General features: G+C 60.0%; 22 protein-coding genes. 9 read left to right on the top strand and 13 right to left on the bottom strand.

Features of this window, described 5'->3' with window-relative positions; translation table 11 throughout:
- Positions 1-35: 35 nt before the first annotated feature.
- The 4 genes from recN (at position 36) to AUC43_RS19470 (ending at position 4901) form a co-directional block, all read left to right on the top strand.
- Positions 36-1721: a DNA repair protein RecN gene (gene recN / locus AUC43_RS19485; protein ID WP_068197719.1), complete on the top strand. Its 1686-nt coding sequence runs from the start codon at positions 36-38 to the stop codon at positions 1719-1721.
- A 108-nt stretch (positions 1722-1829) separates the two neighbouring features.
- Positions 1830-2654: an enoyl-ACP reductase FabI gene (locus tag AUC43_RS19480; protein ID WP_068197716.1), complete on the top strand. Its 825-nt coding sequence runs from the start codon at positions 1830-1832 to the stop codon at positions 2652-2654.
- Positions 2655-2984: 330 nt separating this feature from the next.
- Entirely contained in the window at positions 2985-3935 is a 951-nt protein-coding gene (locus AUC43_RS19475; RefSeq protein WP_068197713.1) for a pectinesterase family protein, read from the top strand.
- Positions 3936-3938: 3 nt separating this feature from the next.
- A complete protein-coding gene (locus AUC43_RS19470) occupies positions 3939-4901 on the top strand; it encodes a pectinesterase family protein (RefSeq protein WP_068197709.1) in 963 nt (320 codons plus the stop codon).
- Between the two features lie 271 nt (positions 4902-5172).
- Here the strand turns inward: AUC43_RS19470 and AUC43_RS19465 are convergent, their stop codons facing one another.
- From AUC43_RS19465 to AUC43_RS19455, 4 genes are all read right to left on the bottom strand, one after another.
- A complete protein-coding gene (locus tag AUC43_RS19465; protein ID WP_068197707.1) occupies positions 5173-6108 on the bottom strand; it encodes a D-2-hydroxyacid dehydrogenase in 936 nt (311 codons plus the stop codon).
- Positions 6109-6303: 195 nt separating this feature from the next.
- Positions 6304-6432 (bottom strand): hypothetical protein, encoded by a 129-nt coding sequence (locus AUC43_RS21755; RefSeq protein ID WP_257721713.1) that lies wholly within the window; start codon positions 6430-6432, stop codon positions 6304-6306.
- The gene (locus AUC43_RS19460; protein ID WP_068197701.1) at positions 6429-6734 is read right to left on the bottom strand and encodes an SDR family NAD(P)-dependent oxidoreductase; all 306 of its coding nucleotides are present in this window, start codon (positions 6732-6734) and stop codon (positions 6429-6431) included. Before AUC43_RS19460 ends, AUC43_RS21755 begins: the two co-directional genes overlap by 4 nt.
- A complete protein-coding gene (locus AUC43_RS19455; RefSeq protein WP_068197699.1) occupies positions 6731-7006 on the bottom strand; it encodes an MmcQ/YjbR family DNA-binding protein in 276 nt (91 codons plus the stop codon). Before AUC43_RS19455 ends, AUC43_RS19460 begins: the two co-directional genes overlap by 4 nt.
- 14 nt (positions 7007-7020) lie before the next feature.
- Here AUC43_RS19455 and AUC43_RS19450 point away from each other — a divergent pair, with 14 nt between their 5' ends.
- Together AUC43_RS19450 and uxuA are read left to right on the top strand one after the other, a co-directional pair.
- Complete coding sequence (locus AUC43_RS19450) at positions 7021-7779, top strand: class I SAM-dependent methyltransferase (RefSeq protein WP_233254062.1); 759 nt, start codon at positions 7021-7023, stop codon at positions 7777-7779.
- Between the two features lie 116 nt (positions 7780-7895).
- Complete coding sequence (uxuA, locus tag AUC43_RS19445) at positions 7896-9068, top strand: mannonate dehydratase (RefSeq protein ID WP_068197688.1); 1173 nt, start codon at positions 7896-7898, stop codon at positions 9066-9068.
- Positions 9069-9162: 94 nt separating this feature from the next.
- On the opposite strand, the gene AUC43_RS19440 is transcribed toward uxuA, so the two are convergent.
- Positions 9163-9735 (bottom strand): hypothetical protein, encoded by a 573-nt coding sequence (locus tag AUC43_RS19440; RefSeq protein ID WP_068197684.1) that lies wholly within the window; start codon positions 9733-9735, stop codon positions 9163-9165.
- A gap of 91 nt (positions 9736-9826) precedes the next feature.
- A complete protein-coding gene (locus tag AUC43_RS19435) occupies positions 9827-10099 on the bottom strand; it encodes a hypothetical protein (protein ID WP_068197681.1) in 273 nt (90 codons plus the stop codon).
- A gap of 315 nt (positions 10100-10414) precedes the next feature.
- Here AUC43_RS19435 and AUC43_RS19430 point away from each other — a divergent pair, with 315 nt between their 5' ends.
- The gene (locus AUC43_RS19430) at positions 10415-11977 is read left to right on the top strand and encodes a M28 family metallopeptidase (protein ID WP_068197678.1); all 1563 of its coding nucleotides are present in this window, start codon (positions 10415-10417) and stop codon (positions 11975-11977) included.
- A 212-nt stretch (positions 11978-12189) separates the two neighbouring features.
- Here the strand turns inward: AUC43_RS19430 and AUC43_RS21155 are convergent, their stop codons facing one another.
- The 6 genes from AUC43_RS21155 to AUC43_RS19405 form a co-directional block, all read right to left on the bottom strand.
- Positions 12190-12357, bottom strand: a complete 168-nt coding sequence (locus tag AUC43_RS21155; protein WP_157781186.1) for a hypothetical protein — start codon at positions 12355-12357, stop codon at positions 12190-12192.
- Between the two features lie 77 nt (positions 12358-12434).
- On the bottom strand, positions 12435-13292 hold the full coding sequence (locus AUC43_RS19425) for a dienelactone hydrolase family protein (RefSeq protein WP_068197675.1): 858 nt from the start codon (positions 13290-13292) through the stop codon (positions 12435-12437).
- A 52-nt stretch (positions 13293-13344) separates the two neighbouring features.
- The gene (locus AUC43_RS19420; RefSeq protein WP_068197672.1) at positions 13345-13773 is read right to left on the bottom strand and encodes an ACT domain-containing protein; all 429 of its coding nucleotides are present in this window, start codon (positions 13771-13773) and stop codon (positions 13345-13347) included.
- A gap of 5 nt (positions 13774-13778) precedes the next feature.
- A complete protein-coding gene (locus tag AUC43_RS19415; RefSeq protein ID WP_068197669.1) occupies positions 13779-14150 on the bottom strand; it encodes a cupin domain-containing protein in 372 nt (123 codons plus the stop codon).
- 98 nt (positions 14151-14248) lie between these two features.
- The gene (locus AUC43_RS19410) at positions 14249-15187 is read right to left on the bottom strand and encodes a GNAT family N-acetyltransferase (RefSeq protein ID WP_068197667.1); all 939 of its coding nucleotides are present in this window, start codon (positions 15185-15187) and stop codon (positions 14249-14251) included.
- A 14-nt stretch (positions 15188-15201) separates the two neighbouring features.
- The gene (locus AUC43_RS19405) at positions 15202-15468 is read right to left on the bottom strand and encodes a Kazal-type serine protease inhibitor family protein (RefSeq protein WP_068197662.1); all 267 of its coding nucleotides are present in this window, start codon (positions 15466-15468) and stop codon (positions 15202-15204) included.
- 260 nt (positions 15469-15728) lie between these two features.
- On the opposite strand from AUC43_RS19405, the gene AUC43_RS21905 reads away from it, so the two are divergent.
- On the top strand, positions 15729-16166 hold the full coding sequence (locus tag AUC43_RS21905) for a YtxH domain-containing protein (protein WP_071885987.1): 438 nt from the start codon (positions 15729-15731) through the stop codon (positions 16164-16166).
- A 178-nt stretch (positions 16167-16344) separates the two neighbouring features.
- Positions 16345-16701: a YtxH domain-containing protein gene (locus AUC43_RS19395; RefSeq protein WP_068197659.1), complete on the top strand. Its 357-nt coding sequence runs from the start codon at positions 16345-16347 to the stop codon at positions 16699-16701.
- A gap of 424 nt (positions 16702-17125) precedes the next feature.
- On the opposite strand, the gene lysS is transcribed toward AUC43_RS19395, so the two are convergent.
- Positions 17126-18676 carry a lysine--tRNA ligase gene (lysS, locus tag AUC43_RS19390; protein ID WP_068197656.1) on the bottom strand — a complete coding sequence of 517 codons (1551 nt, stop codon included), beginning with the start codon at positions 18674-18676 and terminating at the stop codon, positions 17126-17128.
- Between the last annotated feature and the right edge of the window lie 156 nt (positions 18677-18832).

The following is an 18832-nucleotide window of genomic DNA, read 5'->3' as shown; positions in this document are numbered from 1 at the left end:
CCTCGACTACGCTCGGCATGACGTTCTAAAATATTATGTTAGTCGATTTACGTATCAAAAACTACGCTCTGATTGAGCAACTGGAGCTGCGCCCATCGCCGCTGTTGAACATCATTACGGGAGAGACCGGCGCCGGCAAGTCCATCATGCTGGGCGCCATTGGCCTGCTGCTCGGCAACCGCGCGGATTCGCGCATGCTGTTCGATACCGAGCGCAAGTGCGTGATTGAAGGCCAGTTCGATATCGCCAACTATCAGCTGCAGGACATCTTCGACGCCGAAGATTTGGACTATGACACGCATTGCATTCTGCGGCGCGAAATCAGCCCCAACGGCAAGTCGCGCGCTTTTGTGAACGACACGCCGGTGACGCTGGATGCCCTGCGTAAAATCGGCGCCAACCTCATGGACATTCACTCGCAGCACGATACGCTGCTGCTGGGCGATGCCGTGTTTCAGCTCAATTTGCTGGACTTGTACGCCGGGCTGGTGCCGCAGCGCACCCAGTACAGCAACGCTTTCCGGCAGTACCGCAAGCTGGAAGCCGACCTGCAAGCCCTGGAAAGCCAGGCCGCCCAGGCCAGTAAGGAGTTAGACTACAATAGCTTCCTGCTCAATGAGCTGGAAGAAGCCCGCCTCGATACCGAAGACCAGGACGCCCTGGAGCAGGAGGTGAAGCAGCTGGAGCACGCCGAGGAAATCAAGTACAAGTTGAGCCAAGCCCTGCACGGGCTGCGCGACAGCGAAACCTGTGCCACTGGCAGCATGAAAGAAGCCGTGGTGCTGCTGGGGCAGGTGGCCAGCTACGGCGAGAACTTCCAGGAACTGCGCCAGCGCCTCGACAGCTGCCTGATTGAGCTGCACGACATCGCCGACGAGGTGGAAATAGCCGAGCGCCGCACCGAAGGCGACCCCGCCCGCGCCGAAGAGCTGCAAGAACGGCTCAACGTGCTCTACACCCTGCAGCGCAAGCACCAGGCCCGCGACCTGTCGGCCCTTATTGCCGTGCGCGACAGCCTGCGCCAAAAAGTAAGCTCCGTGCTGAACCTGGACAAAGAAATTAACCGCCTGCGCAAGGATTCGGATGCGGCCTTGGCGGCCGTGACCAAGCAAGCGGCCAAGCTCTCGGAAAGCCGCCGCAAGTCGTTCCCCACCTTCGAAAAGCAGCTGGGTTTGCTGCTGGCCGACCTCGGCATGCCGCACGCCCGCATCGTGGTGCAGCACAGCGTTGGCGCGCCCGCCACCAGCGGCACCGACGTGGTGAGCATCCTCTTCACGGCCAACAAAGGCGCCCAGCCTCAGACGCTGAGCAAAGCCGCGTCAGGCGGTGAATTCTCGCGCCTGATGCTGTGCATCAAGTACATGTTGGCTGATAAAACGGCCTTGCCCACAATCGTATTCGACGAAATCGACACCGGTATTTCCGGCGAAATTGCCGTGAAAGTGGGCCGCATGATGCAGCAGATGGCGCAGAAGCACCAGTTGGTGGCTATTTCGCACTTACCGCAAATGGCTGCAGCCGGCGACGTGCACTACTTCGTGTACAAGGAAGACCGCGCCGACCGCACGGTGAGCCGCATCCGCGAGCTGAACCAGGACGACCGCATCAAGGAAATCGCCCACATGATTGCGGGCGCCAAGCCCAGCGAAAATGCCTTCCAGAGCGCCCGCGAGTTGCTGGCGCTGCGGGGCGAGGTGGCGAGTGGTGAGGTGGTGAAATAGTGAGTTGGTGGGCGCGGGGCAAGGGTATTTGCTAACTTGCCACGCGTTTGCGCCCAACGCCCGGGCGGCGGGCTACTCACCATCTCACCAACTCACTATTTCACCTAAATGGCTAACAACCTCCTCGCCGGTAAAGTCGGAATCATCTCCGGCGCCCTCAACGACCAATCCATCGCCTGGAAAGTAGCTCAAAAAGCTCACGCGGAAGGTGCCCGCTTTGTGCTCACCAATGCCCCGCTGGCAATGCGCATGGGCGAAATCAACAAGCTGAGCGAGGAATGCAACGCCCCCATCATCCCGGCCGATGCGACGTCGACGGAAGAGCTGGAAGCGCTGTTTTCGGGTGCGCAGGAGAAGCTGGGCGGCAAGATTGACTTCGTGCTGCACAGCATTGGCATGAGCGCCAACATCCGCAAGAAGAAGCACTACGGCGAGCTGGACTACAAATTCTTCCAGCAGACCATCGACGTGTCGGCCATGTCGTTTCACAAGATGATGGCCGTGGCTGAGAAGCAGGACGCCATGAACGAGTGGGGCAGCATCGTGGCCCTGAGCTACATCGCCGCTCAGCGCGCCTTCCTCGACTACACCGACATGACCCAGGCCAAGGCCATGCTCGAAAGCATTGCCCGTAGCTACGGCCAGCGCTTTGGCAAGCTCAAGAAAGTGCGCGTGAACACCATCTCGCAGTCGCCCACCAAAACCACCGCCGGCACCGGCATCACCGGTTTCGACGCCTTCTACAACTTCGCCGACATGATGTCGCCCCTGGGCAACGCCCCGGCCGAAGCCTGCGCTGATTATTGCATCGCCATGTTCTCGGACCTGACCCGCTACGTGACCATGCAAAACCTGATGCACGACGGCGGCTTCAGCACCACCGGTATATCGGCCGAGGTAGTGGACCTGCTCACGAAGGCTTCGGGCGAGTAATTAGCCAGAATACCACAAAAAAAGCCCGGCCGTCAGGTCGGGCTTTTTTTTGTGGGTTTGACTTTCGAAGATGTAGTTGCTGCTATGCAGCGGGCGCCCTGCGCCTATTATGCAGAGCGCAGCGAAGCATCTTATCAGGTCAGAACCAATCGTTGGGGCGTGATAAGATGCTTCGCTGCGCTCTGCATGACAAAAGGCGCGATACACCCAGTTCGTGCCTAAGCATGACAAGCGGGAGAGCAACGGCAACGTTGCCGGCAACGATTGCATAGAAAAAAGGTGGTTTCGAGGACTTTAGCGACTAGGTTTACTGAATAAACCTGCCCGTCTATGAAGCCGCTGCTGTTGCTACTGTTCCTGAGTTGCCTTACGCTGGGCCGGGCCTGGGGCTATGATTTTGTGGTGGCGCAGGACGGCAGCGGCAAGTTTCGCACCGTGCAGGAGGCCTTCAACGCCGTGCCTGATTTTCGGAAGAAAGTCACCACCATCTTCATCAAGAAGGGCACTTACAAGGAGAAGCTCATTTTGGCCGGTTCCAAAAACCTGGTGAAGCTCATCGGCGAAGACCGCGACAAAACCATCCTGACTTACGACGACTACAACCAGAAGAAGAACATTTTTGGGGAGGACAAGGGCACATCGGGCTCGGCGAGCTGCTACATCTACGGGGCTGATTTTTCGGCCGAGAACCTGACGTTTGCCAATTCGTCGGGGCCGGTGGGGCAGGCGGTGGCCATGTGGGTGGCCGGCGACAAGGCCGCTTTTGTAAACTGCCGCTTCCTGGGGTTTCAGGACACGCTGTACACGTATGGCTACGGCAGCCGGCAGTTTTACAAGAACTGCTACATCGAAGGCACCGTGGATTTCATCTTTGGCTCGAGCACGGCGTGGTTTGAGGACTGCGAGATTTTCTGCAAAAAAGGCGGCTACGTCACGGCGGCGTCTACGCCCGACACGGCGCAGTTTGGCTACGTGTTCCGCAACTGCCGCATTGGCGGCGACGCGCCAGCCGGTAGCTTCGGCCTGGGCCGGCCCTGGCGGCCCTACGCCAAAACCGTGTTTTTGAATTGCCAGATGAGTGCCGTGATTCGGCCCGAGGGCTGGGATCCCTGGGATAAGGAAAGTAACAAGAAAACGGCCTACTACGCCGAATACCAAAGCCGCGGGCCCGGCGCCGCGCCCAAGCAGCGCGTGCCGTGGTCGCACCAGCTCACCGACGCCGAAGTCCGGCTCTACACCCGCGAGAACGTGCTGCACGGCTGGAACCCACTAGCGAATTAAGCTATGCTCAGAATAAAATTATTGGCCATTCTATTGCTGGCCGCCTTCGCTTCGCGCGCTCAGGAAGTGCCAAAAGCCAGCCCGATTACCGTGGCTCAGGACGGCTCAGGCACATACCGCACCGTGCAGGAGGCCGTGAATGCCGTGCCCGACCAGTCGCAGAAGCCGGTCACCATTTTCATCAAGAAAGGCACGTACCGCGAGAAGCTGGTGGTGCCCACGCTCAAAATTCGCCTCACGCTGGTGGGGGAGAGCAAGGACAACACCGTCATCACCTTCGACGACCACAGCGGCACCAACGGCATCAATACCTACACCTCGCACTCGGTGCTGGTGCAGGCCAACGACTTTTCGGCCGAGAACATCACCTTTGAAAACACGGCCGGCTACACCGCCGGGCAAGCCGTGGCGCTGCACGTGGAAGGCGACCGCTGCGCCTTCAAAAACTGCCGCGTGGTAGGCAATCAAGACATCCTGTTTCTGGCCGCCGACAACCGCCGCCAGTATTTCAAGGACTGCTACATCGAGGGCACGACGGATTTTATTTTTGGCAGTTCCACGGCGGTGTTTGAGCGCTGCACCATCAAGAGCAAGAAGAATTCCTTTATCACGGCGGCTTCTACGCCGCCGGAGCAGGAATTCGGCTTTGTTTTCCTGAACTGTAAGCTGATTGCCGATACCGCGCTGGCCAAGAAGGTCTACCTGGGCAGGCCCTGGCGGCCCCACGCCAAAGTGGTGTACCTCAACACCGAAATGGGCGGGCACATCACGCCGGCTGGCTGGGAAAACTGGAAAAACCCCGAGAATGAGAAGACGGCTTATTTTGTCGAGTACCACTCCACCGGCCCCGGCGCCAACCCCAAGGCCCGAGTAGCTTGGTCGCATCAGCTCACCGCCAAAGAAGCCAAGCGGTACACGATTAAGACGATTTTTGCGGCAAAAGAGCCGTGGAACCCGGCTAAGTGAGGCTGACTTTTAGCTTGTGGAAAACGTACTGCAGCGCGCCGGTAGAACCTCACCCCCGGCCCCTCTCCAAAAGAGAGGGGAGCCACGGCACAAGAACCAGCTCAATTCATAATTAAAAGACCCGGCTCAATATTGGGCCGGGTCTTTCACATTTTAACGTCAGGCTCCCCTCTCCGCGGGAGAGGGGCCGGGGGTGAGGTTCCACCGGCGCGCTGCAGGACCGTTCTGTTATCAGGGCAATTGGTTAATCCACAGTAGCTCAAGTAGCTATTTAATACCCTCGATTCAGCTCAACCAGATTCTCCAGCGGCTGGCCGCTGCGGAGAAGGGTTAGATTGCGTAGCAGCACGTCGACTTTGCCCTCGTCTTCGAAGGGCTGGCCGCCGCCGGTATGCTGGGTGAGCAGCACGTTGGGCAGCGCCCAGAGCGGATTATCGGTGGGGATGGGTTCGGTGGCGGTTACGTCGAGCACTGCGCCGCCGAGGCGGTTGGCTTGCAACGCTGCAATGAGGGCGGGCTCGTCGGTGGTATTGCCGCGGCCTACGCTGGCATAGATGCTGCCGGGGCGCATGGCGGCCACCAGGTCGGCGGAGAAAAAGCCTTCGGCGCTGCCGGGGAGGCAGTTTACGACGATGTCAGTTTCGGGCAGGGCCGCTTTTAGGTCTTCTTTGGAATGGAGCTGGGCCTGCGGGTTGGTGCGGGCCAGCAGTTGCACGGCGCACTCGAAGCCGCTGAGCTGCTGGCGTACTGCCCGGCCGATGGCGCCGGCGCCCAGAATGACCACGCGCCGGCCCCGCAGCAGCTGGGCGCGGTTGCGCACGAAAGCGCCGCCCACCCATTTCTTCTCGGTTTGGAGCACGGCCAGCTCCGGCAGGTGGCGGTAGAGGGCCAGCAGCCCGGCCACCATGGTTTCGGCGCAAGGCCAGGCGAAGAAGTCGCCCATGTTGGCTACCGGAATGCGTAGGTGTACGCCCTGGTAGCGCTCAAACCCCGAGGAGTCGATTTGCCAAAAGCGGAGGTTGGGCAGGGGAGCGGCAAACCAGGTGGGCGGCGGGTTGCCCAACAAGACTTGGGCCTCCTGGAACGCGGCGGTCCGCTGCTCGGCGGGCAGGTCGTGGCTGTACGTAGGAATTACTTCGGCCGGCAGCTGGCTTTGCAGATGCTGCCGCGCCGCCGGACTCAACGGGGAATAAACGAAAAGACGCATAGGGATTCGGGGCCGCCGCCAGCAAAGTGCGCGCGCAGCTATTCAATTTTCTGCAAAGGTGCGGCCGTGGAGTCGTGCTTCGGTTGAGCTAACCGCTCAAAGGCGGGATTGGCATAAAATAGGAAGGGCCTGAAACGGGGATGTACTCCGTTTTAGGCCCTTCTACTTAATTAGTGTTCAATTATATGTAGGCAGTTAGCGCCTCCGTGCATACTCCTGGTGCGCGCTTTCGTCGCCGTCTACGGGCTCGCCCATTTTATGGAGGTTGGCGGCTACTAGGCTATCGGGGACGACATTGCTCACCGCCACCTGCACCTTGTTCATAAAGCCGGAGATGACCTTGTCTTTGCCGGCGAGCAGGGCTTCGTAGCCGTCGCGGGCCACTTTGGCGGGGTCGGCCTTGCTCTGGCGCCCTCGGCCACCAGCTTCGAGCGCTCCATGTCGGCTTTGCGGAAGAAGTCGGTATCGGTGACGCCGGGCAGCAGGGCCGTGATTTTAATGTTGTGCCCCTTCACTTCTTCCCGAATGGCTTCGGTGAAGGACGTGACGAAGGCCTTGGTGCCGTGGTATACCGCCTGCAGCGGCCCGGGCAGCTCACCGCCGATGCTCGATACCTGCAGAATCATGCCGTCGTTGCGGCGTGGGTGAGCAGGTGAATATTATCCATGTTGACCCAGCCGTAGCGCACCAGATGCTTGTTGCGGCTGAAGCCGGGGCTGGATTCCAGCGTTTCAAATGCTTCGGGCGGCGCGATGGAGGCCGTGGTCGGTACTTCGTCGGGCGAAGTCACCAGGTACATTTTGCCGCCCACGTTGAAGCACAAGTGCGTGTCCCATTTGATGTCTTCGGTGGTGCCGGGCAGGCGTTGGCAAATGGCTTGGAGGTCTTCGATGGTCATACTGAGCAAAGTGGATGTTATTGTCTGGAAGTTCGTCGCTTTATTTCATTCCGGGGGCTCGCGCCAGCCAGGTTGTGCGTTCTTGGCAGCTACTTCGGCTTCTCAGCTGCTATGGAGGCGGCGCCCGTTTCTTACTTTCGGGCATGAACATCCAATCCGCTTATAACACTTGGGCCAGCACCTACGACACCGTTGTGAACAAGACGCGGGACCTGGAAGCCACGGCCATCCGGCAGCTGCTGGCGGATATTCCTTTTTCCGAAGTTGTTGAAATAGGCTGCGGCACCGGCAAAAACACCAAATGGCTGGCGGCGCACGCGGCTCACGTCACGGCCGTAGATTTCTCCGCCGAAATGCTGGAGAAAGCTAGGGCTAAAAATGCCAATGCCAACGTGCATTTTCAGCAAGCCGACATTACCCAAGCATGGACTTTTGTAAAGAATTCGGCGGTTGACTTAATTACCTGCAGCCTCATTTTGGAGCACATTCAACACCTCAATTTCGTATTTGAGCAGGCTAATGCGGCTTTGAAAACAGGCGGCTTTTTCTATATCGGCGAGCTGCATCCTTTCAAGCAATACCAGGGCAGCAAAGCGCGGTTTGATAACGGAGCCAGGGTTTTTGAGCTGGAATGTTACACGCACCACGTGTCGGAATTCACGGCGTTGGCTCGGGAACATGGGTTCCGCTGCGAGCAATTGCAGGAATGGTTTGATGATAATGACTGGGCATCGGTACCGAGAATACTGGCGCTGTTATTCCGAAAGAGCTAATCGGAGCATTTCCATACCAGCCATTGAGCTATGAAAAGATGTTTCGCAAGTTTCGCATGACGACAAAAGGCGCAGGCGAGTAGCTTAAACTCAGCTTAATTAGATAACCCAACGATATGCCCATTATCCAAAGCTGGCGCTGGTACGGCCCCAACGACCCAGTCAGCCTGCAAGACATCCGCCAGGCCGGTGCGACCGACGTGGTATCCGCCCTGCACCACATTCCAAATGGCGTGGTGTGGCCCGTGGCCGAAATCCAGAAGCGCCAGGCCGAGGTAGCCGCGGCCGGCCTTACCTGGAGCGTAGTGGAGAGCGTGCCGGTGCACGAGCACATCAAAACCCGCACCGGCGACTACCAACGCTACATTGCCAATTACCAGGATTCGCTGCGCAACCTGGCCGCGTGCGGCATCCACACGGTGACCTACAACTTCATGCCCGTGCTGGACTGGACCCGCACCGACCTGGCGTACGAAGTCGAAGACGGTTCCAAAGCGCTGCGGTTCGAAAAAGCCGCTTTCGTGGCCTTTGATACACAAATGCTGCAGCGGCCCAACGCAACCGCTGACTACAGCGCCCAGGAACTAGCCCAAGCCGAAGCCCGCTGGGCCACCATGAGCGCCGCCGACCGCGAGCAGCTGCAGCGCAACATCATTGCCGGGCTGCCGGGCAGCGAGGAGAGCTTTACGCTGGCGCAGTTTCAGCAGGCGCTGGATGCCTACCGGGGCATCGATGCGGCCCAACTGCGGGAGCACCTGATTCTGTTTCTGCGGGCCGTGGTGCCGGTGGCTGAGGAAGTGGGCATCCACCTGGCCATTCACCCCGACGACCCGCCGTACGCCATTCTGGGCCTGCCCCGGGTGGTGAGCACCGCCGCCGACGTCGCGGCCCTGGCCGCGGCCGTGCCCTCGCTCCACAACGGCCTATGCTTTTGCACCGGCTCGTTCGGCGTGCGGGCCGACAACGACCTGCCCGCCATGGTGCGCCAATTTGCCGACCGCATCCACTTCCTGCACCTGCGCAGCACCCAGCGTGACGCTGACGGCAACTTCTACGAAGCCAACCACCTGGAAGGCGACGTGGACATGTACGCCGTGATGCGTGAGCTGGTGCAGGTGATGCGGCAGCGCCAGGTGAGCCTGCCCATGCGCCCCGACCACGGCCACCAGATGCTCGACGACCTGCACAAGCGCACAAACCCGGGCTACTCCGCCATCGGCCGGCTGCGCGGGCTGGCCGAGCTGCGGGGGCTGGAACTGGGCATTGCGCGCAGCCTGCCTATTGCCTAAGTCGCGAGTAGTTAATGAGCGGCTGCGCTGCAACAGAAAAGCCCCGACCAATTGGCCGGGGCTTTTCTGTTGCAGCGCAGCCGCTCAGGGGAGCTTATTTGCTGGTTTTCTTAGCCGCTTTGGCAGCTTCCTTGGCGGCTTTTTTATCAGCCTTGATTTTTATTTTGTCGTCTTTCATCTTGACTTTGCCGGCCTCGATTCCCTGGCCTTGGGCCTGGTCCTGACCTTGGCCGTAGCCGCGGCCACCACGGCCCCCACCGCCGCGGTTCATGCGGTCGGCTTGCATGGTGGTGTACTTGGTGTACTGCTCGGGGGTCAGCACGGCTTTGAACTGCTCCTCGTACTTGGTGCGGCTGGCTTCCATCTGGGTGCGCATCTGGTCGCGGTTGCTCTCGTCGCGGGCCTGGCCGCGCATGGCTTGCATTTCCTGGCCGCGGGCCAGCAGAATTTGCTGCACTTTGGCGGTTTGGTCGGCGTTCAGGCCAAGCTCCTGGGCCATGCGCTGGCTCTGGCGGGTGGCCATTTCTTCGGGGTTGCCCTGCATGCGGCCGTAGCCCCGGCCTTCCATCTGGCCCTGGGCCGGAGGCGTGGTGGTAGTGGTTTGGGCAGCAGCCGTGCCAATGGTGAGGGCGAAAGCGGCCAGCAGAGGAAACAAAGAGGGTTTCATTGAATACGTTGGTATTGGGTGGGTAAAAAAATAACGCCTGCTTCCGGCGCCCAGGCGGGCGCCGGGAGGGATGGACGAGCTTAGTACGTGACTAGCGGCGGTTGCGGTGGGCCGCCTCCCATTGGGCGCGCTGTTGGGCTTCCCGCAGCTTGGCTTCGCGGAGCTGCAGCTGGGCTTCGCGCTGCTGGGCTTCCCAGCGGGCTCTTTCCTGGGCCGTTACGCGGTGGTTGCGTACGTAGCCGTAGTTGAAGTCTTTGCTGTTGCGGTCGTCGTAGCGGTGGCCATAAGGACCCTCGGCGGCGAAGGAAGCAGACGAAGTAAACAGGGCAGCGGCAGCGAGGAGGGAAAACAAAGAAGCTTTCATGCGTTCAGAAAATTGAATGGGGTGAAAAAAGCTGGGTTCGGACGCTGCAGGCAGCGGGCTCCTGGTGTGGGAATCGACTCTTCCTGTTTGGGCTATTTGCAAACCATCGGCCGAAAGCGCGCGAAAAAGACCAAGCTGGACCGGCAGGGCACAAGTACCGACCAACGGGCACTATCCCCAGACCAGGCCCCGGGCGTGGATTTCCGGCTTCAAAAGCATTGCGAAAAAGATGCCCACAATGGCCTGGTGCATGCCGGTTTAGCCCAGCGCTGGTGCTTATCTTAGGCGTTCAAACCTTAAGCAACTGCTTTTTATATGAACAAACTTCTGCTCTTTGCGCTGGCCGGTGGGCTGGCTTGCAGTACTCCCGCCGCCGCTCAATCCAAAGAGAAACTAGACGGCGCGGCGCTGGCCAAAATTCGCGACGAGGGCATGAACCGCTCCAAGGTGATGGAAACGGCCTTTTACCTCACCGACGTGAGCGGCCCGCGCCTGGCCAACTCCGAGGGCCTGAAGCGCGCCAACGAGTGGACCAAAAAGCAGCTCACGCAGTACGGCCTCGTCAATGCCAACATCGAAGCCTGGGGCGACTTTGGCCGCGGCTGGGACGTCGACAAGTCCTACGTGGCCATGACGGCGCCGTACTACCACTCCATGATTGGCTTTCCCAAGGCCTGGACGCCCAGCACGCCCGGCCCCCTGCGCCTGCCCGTAGTGGTAATGAAAACCCCCACCACCGAAGCCGACCTCGACCAATACAAAGGCAAGCTCCGCGGCAAAATTGTGGTAATGAGCGTGCCCACGCCGCCCAAGCCCAGCGCCGAGCCCGACCTGAAGCGCTACACCGACGAAGAGCTGAGCAAAATGGCCGACCCCACCGCAGCCCGCCCTGCCAGCAACATGCCCGACGCGGCAGCCATGGCTACCCGCCGCGCCCAGATGGCCCTGCGCACCAAAATGAGCGAGCTGATGATGAGCGAAGGCGCCGCCGCGGTGCTCAGCGCCCGGGGCGGCATCTACGGTACCTTCAACACCACCAACGGCGCTCCCTATGCCGCCGACGCTACGCCGGTGCTGCCCGAGGTTGAAATGGCCCCCGAAGACCAGCTCCGCCTCATCCGGCTGGTAGAAGCCGGCGTGCCGGTGGAAGTGGAGCTGGAAACCAAAACCCGCTTCCAGACCCAGGACCTGAAAGGGTACAACGTAGTGGCCGAAATCCCCGGCACCGACCGCAAGCTGAAAAGCGAAGTGGTGATGCTCGGCGGCCACCTCGACTCCTGGCACGCGGCCACCGGCGCCACCGACAACGCCGCCGGCTGCGCCGTGATGATGGAAGCCGTGCGCATCCTCAAGACCACGGGCCTCAAGCCGCGCCGCACCATCCGCATTGCGCTCTGGGGCGAGGAGGAGCAGGGCCTGCACGGCTCGCGCAACTACGTGAAAAACCACTTTGCCGACCCTGCCACCATGAAGCTGCTGCCCGACCACGAGAAGCTCGCCGCCTACTTCAACCTCGACAACGGCGGCGGAAAAATCCGCGGCATCTACGCCCAGGGCAACGAGGCCGTAGCTCCCATCTTCGCCGAGTGGCTCAAGCCCTTCGCCGACCTGGGTGCTACCACCGTCACGCTGCGCAACACCGGCAGCACCGACCACATTGCCTTCGACGCCGTGGGCCTACCCGGCTTCCAATTCATTCAGGACGGCCTCGACTATTTTCCCACCACGCACCACACCAACCAGGACACCTACGACCGCCTCATTGCCGACGACCTCAAGCAGGCTTCGGTGGTGGTCGCCTCCTTCGTGTACGACGCCGCCATGCGCGACCAGAAGCTGCCCCGCAAGCCCCTGCCGGCTCCCGCTAAAGCGCAGTAGTAAGGCGAGTCAGCTCAATAAAAAAGCCCGGCCGAACATCTGTTCGGCCGGGCTTTTTTATTGAGCTGACCGCAGTAGGCTGCTCTGTTTCTGATCTGTTGAAGGCGCTATTCGACCAGGCCCAGCGTGCGGGTAATTTTATTCTTTGGAATGCTGATGGTGAGGCTTTGGTCGCCTTTTTCTGACCGGGCGCGGCGCCGGTCTATCAGCGCCTACACCTTGTCGCGGCCCGGCTCGCGGGAGAGCACCACCTTCGTCATGTCCGTAATCAGCGAAATGGCCCGGGGCACCGGTACACTCACCTCTTCGTAATCGGGCGCGGGTGCGGGCGCCGCAGCAGGCGCCGCCTGCGCTAGGCTACTGGAGACTTTTACCAACATGGCAACAAATAAAACGGGTAGTTTTTTATTTCACATGAAGACCGAATGGAACCGCGAAGATGCGTCTGGCCGCCGGTTTAGCCCAATTTTTCCTTGAAGAGTCGTAACGTGCGTTCCCAGGCCAGTTTAGCGGCTTCGGCGTTGTAGCGGGCCGGGGACGTGTCGTTGTTGAAGGCGTGGTTCACGCCTTCGTACACGTACAGCTCGTACTTGGTGCCGGCCGCTTTCAGGGCCGCTTCGTAGGCCGGAATGCCGGCGTTGATGCGTTGGTCGAGGCCGCCGTAGTGCAGCATCATGGCGGCCTTTATCCGGGGCACGTCTTCGGCTTTGGGCTGCTGCCCGTAGTAGGCCACGCCGGCGTCGAGTTTGGGGTCGTGCACGGCCAGCTGGTTTACCAAGCCGCCGCCCCAGCAGAAGCCCACGGCGCCGGTGCGGCCGTTGCAGTCGGGCCGGGCCCGCAGGTACTCGAGGGCCTTCAGGTAGTTGTTGAGGTTTTTGGTGGGGTCGAGCTGGCCGATGAGCTCGCGGCCCTTGTCCTCGTCGGTGGGCGTGCCGCCCAGGAGCGAAAGCGCGTCCACGCCCAGCGCCAGGTACCCGGCCTGGGCCACGCGCCGGGTTACGTCTTTGATGTGCGGCGTGAGGCCGCGGTTTTCGTGAATCACCACCACCGCGCCGCGCTTCTTTCGGCCTTTAGGGTGAACCAGGTAGCCGCGCACCGGCGACCCATCGCCAATCCAGCTCACTTCTTCGGCCACCAGGTCATCGGCTTCGGGCGCAATGGTCGCGGCCTGGGCGTAGCCGGGCTCCAGCGCCGAGAGGGCCGCCAGCGCCAGGGCCGTGCCGCCGGTCAGCTTGCCCAGTCGGTCCAGAAACTCCTTGCGGGTGAGCGGGGCGTGGGTGTATTCGTCGAAGAGGTTGATAATGCGCTGGTCCATGAAGCTAAATGTACTGGTTGAGTGCAGACTGTGAGCAGGAGTCCTGGCGTTATTAGTCGGCTGCCTTTTTGGAGGGATTCCCACCGGCCTCGGCCGTTAAGGCCTGTAGAACTGCCAAGGCTCGCTGCGCATCGGCTTGGGCCACAAACAGGTGGTCGTGGAAGTAAGCTGCCACCACATTGCAGCTGATGTTTTCCCGAGACAGGGCCGTGGCTACGGCCGCCGTCAGCCCCACGGCGGCCAGCGACGAATGCACGTTCAAGGTTAGCCAGGCCGATACATAGTCATAGCTTAACCCGTGGGCATCAGCCGTTTCTCGGGCCACAATCAAGGTGAGGCCTTCGGCCTCGCGGAACGAGCCCAGCACCCGGTCTGCCGGTACAGCGGTAGCCGCCTGAGTCGTGCAAAACACGTATTCGCCGGCGTTGAGCACCGGCTGCATGGCAGTCAGCAGGCGCTGTAGGTTGGTTTCGCCCGCCATGGCCGCTATTCCTCTTCCCGGTTCACGGTGGCGGGGCTGAACGCCGGCACGCACACCGACCAGTACTCGCATTCTGCATCAAACGGGTTGGAGTAGCGCACCCGCGCGCCGCCTTTAATCAGCAAGGCCTGCCCGGCCTGCAGCTCCACCACGTCGCCATCGATTTCAAACCGCTTCCGGCCGCGCACCACAATGGTGATTTCGTCGAAGCTCGGCGTCTGGTGCGGCTCGCTCCAGTGCGGGGGCGCCACCATGTGCGCCAGGCTGTAGGCAGCGGTGCCGGTGCTGGCGCCGCCCACGTGCTCTTCAATGAGCTTGCCATCGGTGGTGGGCACTACAAAAGGAGCGGGGTTGAGGACGTAGCGTTTTTCAGACATTAGAGGGAGATGAAGGTGGGTGTGTTGATATGTTGAGGAGAGAAGTAGAACGACAAACTCCCCTCCTTGGTAAGGAGGAGAGTTTGTCGTTCTCGGGTTTAGCGCTTCAGCTTTTCCAGTAACTCGAAAGCGCGCGAATTGTATTTCCACACAAAGAAATACGGCGTCTGCACGGCCCCAAACTGCACCCGGATGCGCTCCACGGCCGGCAGCATGCTGCCTTCAAAGTCAAAACACGCTAGCCCCAGCACCTCGCTGGCGTAGCGAATGGCTTCCCATATAAGCAGGATGCCCGCGCCGCTCTCGCGCAGGGCCGGGTCGTCGCCGGAGAGGTGGTAGTACGCCGCCTGCTTATCCCAGATTAGATAGGCCGCCGAATGAATGCGCTCCTGGGCATCCACGGCGAAGAACATCTGCCGCGCCCCGTTGGCAGCCAGTGCGGCATCGTGTTGCTCAAACTGGGCCCACGAGCACGGCATGGCCAGGCCCTGCCGGTCGAAGCTCATTTTATTGAGCTGATAAAACTGCTCGGCTGATAAATTATGCACCACCCGGACCTGCTGCTGGGCCTTCTGAATGTTGCGCCGGATGTTGCGGTTCAGCCCCTCTTCAACCCGCGGGAGTTGGTGCAGGCCGTTGAGGCGGTAGGTATAGTAAGTGGTCTGGCGGTAGTTGAGCCAGTAAAACGGCAGCCAATTGGTGGCCGTGGGGTAGAAGTTCTGCTTGAAGGCGGCGAACCGGGGCAGCTGCTTGATGAGGGCCTCCAGCAACAGGTGCTCCTTTTTGAGCACCCCGCGAAACTCCGGCAGCAGGTACGGGCCCAGCATCTTCACAAAGGGCGGCATGGTCACGTACCGAAACGGCCCCTTCTGCTTGTAGAAGTACGGCAGCGCGGCGGCGACGCGGCCGTTGTCCTCGGCCAGCACCACGTCCCAGGCGCCGCCGGTGGCGCAGGCATCCAGGTACCACGCTTGGGCAAACACGGGCACGTCGGGCGCGGTGCGGCAGAAGTCGCGGTAGCGGGATTTGGCGGGCATTCAGCAGCTCGGGTTTACTTGGGCGTGGTGGGGCAGGGACCGTCGGTGTAAGTGCGCACGCCGGCATTGCCGGCCACGCAGGCGTTGGAGTAGGTTTTGCCATCGCAGCCGCACACGGGCTTGTAGTCCATGGTGCAAATGCCATCGGGCTTGATTTTGCTGGGGTCGATGCAGGCCGTGGCGTCCGTAGACGGGCTTTGGCTCGCGGCGGTGGGCGGGGCCTGGCGCTGGCACGCGGCGGCCAGCAGCAAGGTGGCGAACAGAAGGCGGGGCGTTTTCATAAGATATAGGATAGCAGTGGAGGGAAAGGAAGCGAATCTACGCCGGGGTACCCAAACGGAGCGGAAAGGCAAAATGTAGCCAACGATAAGGCCCCGCAGGCTAACGGAAAATTTGTTCTCCAGCTCAACCCCCTGCGACGCCATGCGTATAGTCTGCCAGGCCAAACGCAGCCGCAAAACAAAATATCTAGTTTTGAATTTGCCTTTGCGCTTTCTCTAGAACATCTTTCACCCTCATTCACCCTTCATTACCCATTACCATGTCGTACCAAGAAGAAGACAACAACGCCGGCAAAATTCTCTTAGCTGCACTCGCTGGTGCTGGCGCTGGCATCATTGCCGGTATGCTATTGGCTCCCGACAAAGGCACGGCCACCCGCGAAAACTGGAAAGGCGTAGCCTCCAAGTACAGCGGCCAACTGGGCGAACAAGCCACCAAAATCGGTTCGGACCTCGAAGCTAAATTCAAAGAATACGCCGGCAAGCTCGAAGACCTTGGCCTGACCGGCGCTGGCAGCAGCCTCAAGCTGAAAGGCGATTGGAACGACATCAAAGGCAAGCTGAAGCAGCAATACGCGCAGCTCACCGATGAGGACCTGACCTACACCGAAGGCCAGGGCGACGAGCTGGTGGGCCGCTTGCAGAGCAAGCTCGGCAAAGGCAAGTCGGAAATCACCAAGATGCTGAACGATATGTAAGCTGGCGTCTGCTGCTTACCGAAAGCCCCGCGCCGCAAGGTGCGGGGCTTTTTTCGTTTTGAGCCCGGGAGTACAGCCTGGTCTTGGACCGAGTAGCAGCTTTTTTGAGCTGAACCTAACAACTGGGCACATTTTCCGTTACGTAATAGATTGCGAATAACCCATTTTCCTATATGTCATGAAAGACGACAAAGGCAAAGTCATTCTCTCGCTGCTGGCGGGCGCCACGGCCGGCATTGTGGCCGGCTTACTGCTAGCCCCCGAAACCGGCGACGATGCCCGCTCCAACCTGCGCCGCTCGGCGAGCAAGTGGGGCGAGGGCCTCAGCAAGCTGGTGAAAGGCACCCTGGCCAAAGCGCAGGGCGACGAGCCCGGCCACACCAACCCCGACGCGGCCGTGAGCGAAGACAAAGTAGCCGCCGACCGCCTCCTGCAGGGCCTGGGCGGCAGCAATGTCTCCTCCGCCCACTCCTTCGATGCCGACCCCGACTATGACGGCTTCGGCGACGATGCCCGGCACCAGGGTCCCCGGTAGTGACTGTTGGGCTCAAAAATATTTTTCCCTTTGGCGTAACCCACTTTGGCGCTTCCACGTAAAATCGTACATAATCGCCTTGAAAGAAGGCCGTAAGTTTTATCAGTAAAATTGCCGACCGTAAGAGCTTCTATTGAAATTGGTTAAACAACTCAATAGTAAAATCAAACGTGTTCATCGCAAGCTTCTGTTAAGAACAGCGGTTTGAAGGGTAAGACGATTATAAAAGAAAAGCCCCGCACGACATTTCGTGTGGGGCTTTTCGATTTTTGGCTACTTCCAATTGTCTGACTTGCTCATTCATTCGGCTGTCATGCAGAGCGCAGCGAAGCATCTTATCGCCGCGGAACGAAACGTCCGAACGTGATAAGATGCTTCGCTGCGCTCTGCATGACAGATAAGGATGACAGGCGGCAAGAGGAGCTTATTCCTTCTCCTGCTTCTCTTTCTGCACGTTCTCCGGCTTCATTTGCGGGAAGAACAGCACGTCCTGAATGGAGTGCGAGTTGGTCATAATCATGCTCAGGCGGTCGATGCCGATGCCCAGGCCGGCCGTGGGCGGCATGCCGTACTCGAGGGCGCGCAGGAAGTCCTCATCGAGCACCATGGCCTCGGTGTCGCCGCGCTTGCCTAGCTCCAGCTGGTCTTCGAAGCGCTTGCGCTGGTCGATGGGGTCGTTGAGCTCGGAGAAGGCGTTGCAGATTTCCTTGCCGTTGCAAATAGCCTCGAACCGCTCTACCATGCCGGGACGGTCGCGGTGCTTCTTGGCCAGCGGCGACATCTCCACCGGATAGTCGGTGATGAAAGTGGGTTGAATGAGCTTGGGCTCCACGTGCTCACCAAATATTTCGTCGATGATTTTGGCCTTGCCCATGCTGGGGTCCAGGTGCACGTGCAGCTCCTGAGCTGTTTCGCGCAGCTGGGCCTCGTCCATCTCACCGATGGCCTTGCCGGTGTACTTCTCAATGGCCTCAAACATGGTGTAGCGCTGCCAGGGCCGCTGGAAGTTGATGAGGTTGTTGCCCACCTGCACTTCGGTCTGGCCGTGCAGGGCCATGGCCACGCGCTCTACCATTTCTTCTACCAGGTCCATCATCCAGGCGTAATCCTTGTAGGCCACGTAGAGCTCCATTTGGGTGAACTCGGGGTTGTGAAACCGCGACATTCCCTCGTTGCGGAAGTCCTTGCTGAACTCGTACACGCCATCGAAGCCACCTACGATGAGGCGCTTGAGGTACAGCTCGTTGGCAATGCGCAGGTACAGCGTCATGTCCAGCGTGTTGTGGTGCGTGGTGAAGGGGCGGGCCGCAGCGCCGCCGTACAGCGGCTGCAGAATCGGGGTTTCCACCTCCAGGTAGCCCTTGTCGTTGAGGAAATTCCGCATCGACTGCACCAGCTGCGTGCGCTTGATGAAGGTATCGCGCACCTGCGGGTTCACCGCCAGGTCCACGTAGCGCTGGCGGTAGCGCTGCTCGGGGTCGGTAAAGGCGTCGTAGGTCACTTTCTCACCGGTGGCCTCGTCCACTTTCTCCTTCACCACGGGCAGTGGGCGCAGGGCCTTGGCCAGCAGTTTCAGCTCCGTCACGTGGATGGATGTTTCGCCCACCTGCGTCTTAAACACACGGCCTTTCACACTGATGAAGTCGCCCAAATCAAGCAGCTTCTTAAACACCGTATTGTATAGCTCCTTGTCCTCGCCAGGGCAGATTTCATCCCGGTTCACATACAGCTGAATGCGGCCCGAAGTATCCATCAGCTCCGCAAACGACGCCTTGCCCATTACGCGCTGCGACATCAGCCGGCCCGCCAGGCACACGTCCTTAAAGTTGTTGAGCTCGGGGTGGTAGTTGTCGTGAATTTCCTTGGCGTAAAACGTCACGTCGACCAATTCCGACGGATACGCTTCAATGCCCAGCTTTTCCAATTCTTCGAGTTTGTGGCGGCGCTGTAGTTCCTGTTCGCTGAGGTGCTGCATGATAATCTGAACCACGGATTCGCGCGGATTTTCCGGATTCCACGGTTTTCGTGGACGATTCCGCCGGAAAAATCAGGCTGCTGGCCGAGGCGAGCAGGGGCGTGGTCAATAAAAGTGAACCACAAAAGTACGGTACGAAAAAAGCCGCTCCGAACC

Source organism: Hymenobacter sedentarius, assembly GCF_001507645.1.
GTDB classification, from domain to species: domain Bacteria; phylum Bacteroidota; class Bacteroidia; order Cytophagales; family Hymenobacteraceae; genus Hymenobacter; species Hymenobacter sedentarius.
This window is presented reverse-complemented; position numbering and strand designations above follow the sequence as displayed.

Bases quoted from the DNA above. Each gene is read 5' to 3' on its own strand.
- recN (WP_068197719.1), top strand. From the start codon at position 36: ATGTTAGTCGATTTACGTATCAAAAACTACGCTCTGATTGAGCAACTG.
- AUC43_RS19480 (WP_068197716.1), top strand. From the start codon at position 1,830: ATGGCTAACAACCTCCTCGCCGGTAAAGTCGGAATCATCTCCGGCGCC.
- AUC43_RS19475 (WP_068197713.1), top strand. From the start codon at position 2,985: ATGAAGCCGCTGCTGTTGCTACTGTTCCTGAGTTGCCTTACGCTGGGC.
- AUC43_RS19470 (WP_068197709.1), top strand. From the start codon at position 3,939: ATGCTCAGAATAAAATTATTGGCCATTCTATTGCTGGCCGCCTTCGCT.
- AUC43_RS19465 (WP_068197707.1), bottom strand. From the start codon at position 6,108: ATGCGTCTTTTCGTTTATTCCCCGTTGAGTCCGGCGGCGCGGCAGCAT.
- AUC43_RS21755 (WP_257721713.1), bottom strand. From the start codon at position 6,432: ATGAACAAGGTGCAGGTGGCGGTGAGCAATGTCGTCCCCGATAGCCTA.
- AUC43_RS19460 (WP_068197701.1), bottom strand. From the start codon at position 6,734: ATGATTCTGCAGGTATCGAGCATCGGCGGTGAGCTGCCCGGGCCGCTG.
- AUC43_RS19455 (WP_068197699.1), bottom strand. From the start codon at position 7,006: ATGACCATCGAAGACCTCCAAGCCATTTGCCAACGCCTGCCCGGCACC.
- AUC43_RS19450 (WP_233254062.1), top strand. From the start codon at position 7,021: ATGTTATTGTCTGGAAGTTCGTCGCTTTATTTCATTCCGGGGGCTCGC.
- uxuA (WP_068197688.1), top strand. From the start codon at position 7,896: ATGCCCATTATCCAAAGCTGGCGCTGGTACGGCCCCAACGACCCAGTC.
- AUC43_RS19440 (WP_068197684.1), bottom strand. From the start codon at position 9,735: ATGAAACCCTCTTTGTTTCCTCTGCTGGCCGCTTTCGCCCTCACCATT.
- AUC43_RS19435 (WP_068197681.1), bottom strand. From the start codon at position 10,099: ATGAAAGCTTCTTTGTTTTCCCTCCTCGCTGCCGCTGCCCTGTTTACT.
- AUC43_RS19430 (WP_068197678.1), top strand. From the start codon at position 10,415: ATGAACAAACTTCTGCTCTTTGCGCTGGCCGGTGGGCTGGCTTGCAGT.
- AUC43_RS21155 (WP_157781186.1), bottom strand. From the start codon at position 12,357: ATGTTGGTAAAAGTCTCCAGTAGCCTAGCGCAGGCGGCGCCTGCTGCG.
- AUC43_RS19425 (WP_068197675.1), bottom strand. From the start codon at position 13,292: ATGGACCAGCGCATTATCAACCTCTTCGACGAATACACCCACGCCCCG.
- AUC43_RS19420 (WP_068197672.1), bottom strand. From the start codon at position 13,773: ATGGCGGGCGAAACCAACCTACAGCGCCTGCTGACTGCCATGCAGCCG.
- AUC43_RS19415 (WP_068197669.1), bottom strand. From the start codon at position 14,150: ATGTCTGAAAAACGCTACGTCCTCAACCCCGCTCCTTTTGTAGTGCCC.
- AUC43_RS19410 (WP_068197667.1), bottom strand. From the start codon at position 15,187: ATGCCCGCCAAATCCCGCTACCGCGACTTCTGCCGCACCGCGCCCGAC.
- AUC43_RS19405 (WP_068197662.1), bottom strand. From the start codon at position 15,468: ATGAAAACGCCCCGCCTTCTGTTCGCCACCTTGCTGCTGGCCGCCGCG.
- AUC43_RS21905 (WP_071885987.1), top strand. From the start codon at position 15,729: ATGTCGTACCAAGAAGAAGACAACAACGCCGGCAAAATTCTCTTAGCT.
- AUC43_RS19395 (WP_068197659.1), top strand. From the start codon at position 16,345: ATGAAAGACGACAAAGGCAAAGTCATTCTCTCGCTGCTGGCGGGCGCC.
- lysS (WP_068197656.1), bottom strand. From the start codon at position 18,676: ATGCAGCACCTCAGCGAACAGGAACTACAGCGCCGCCACAAACTCGAA.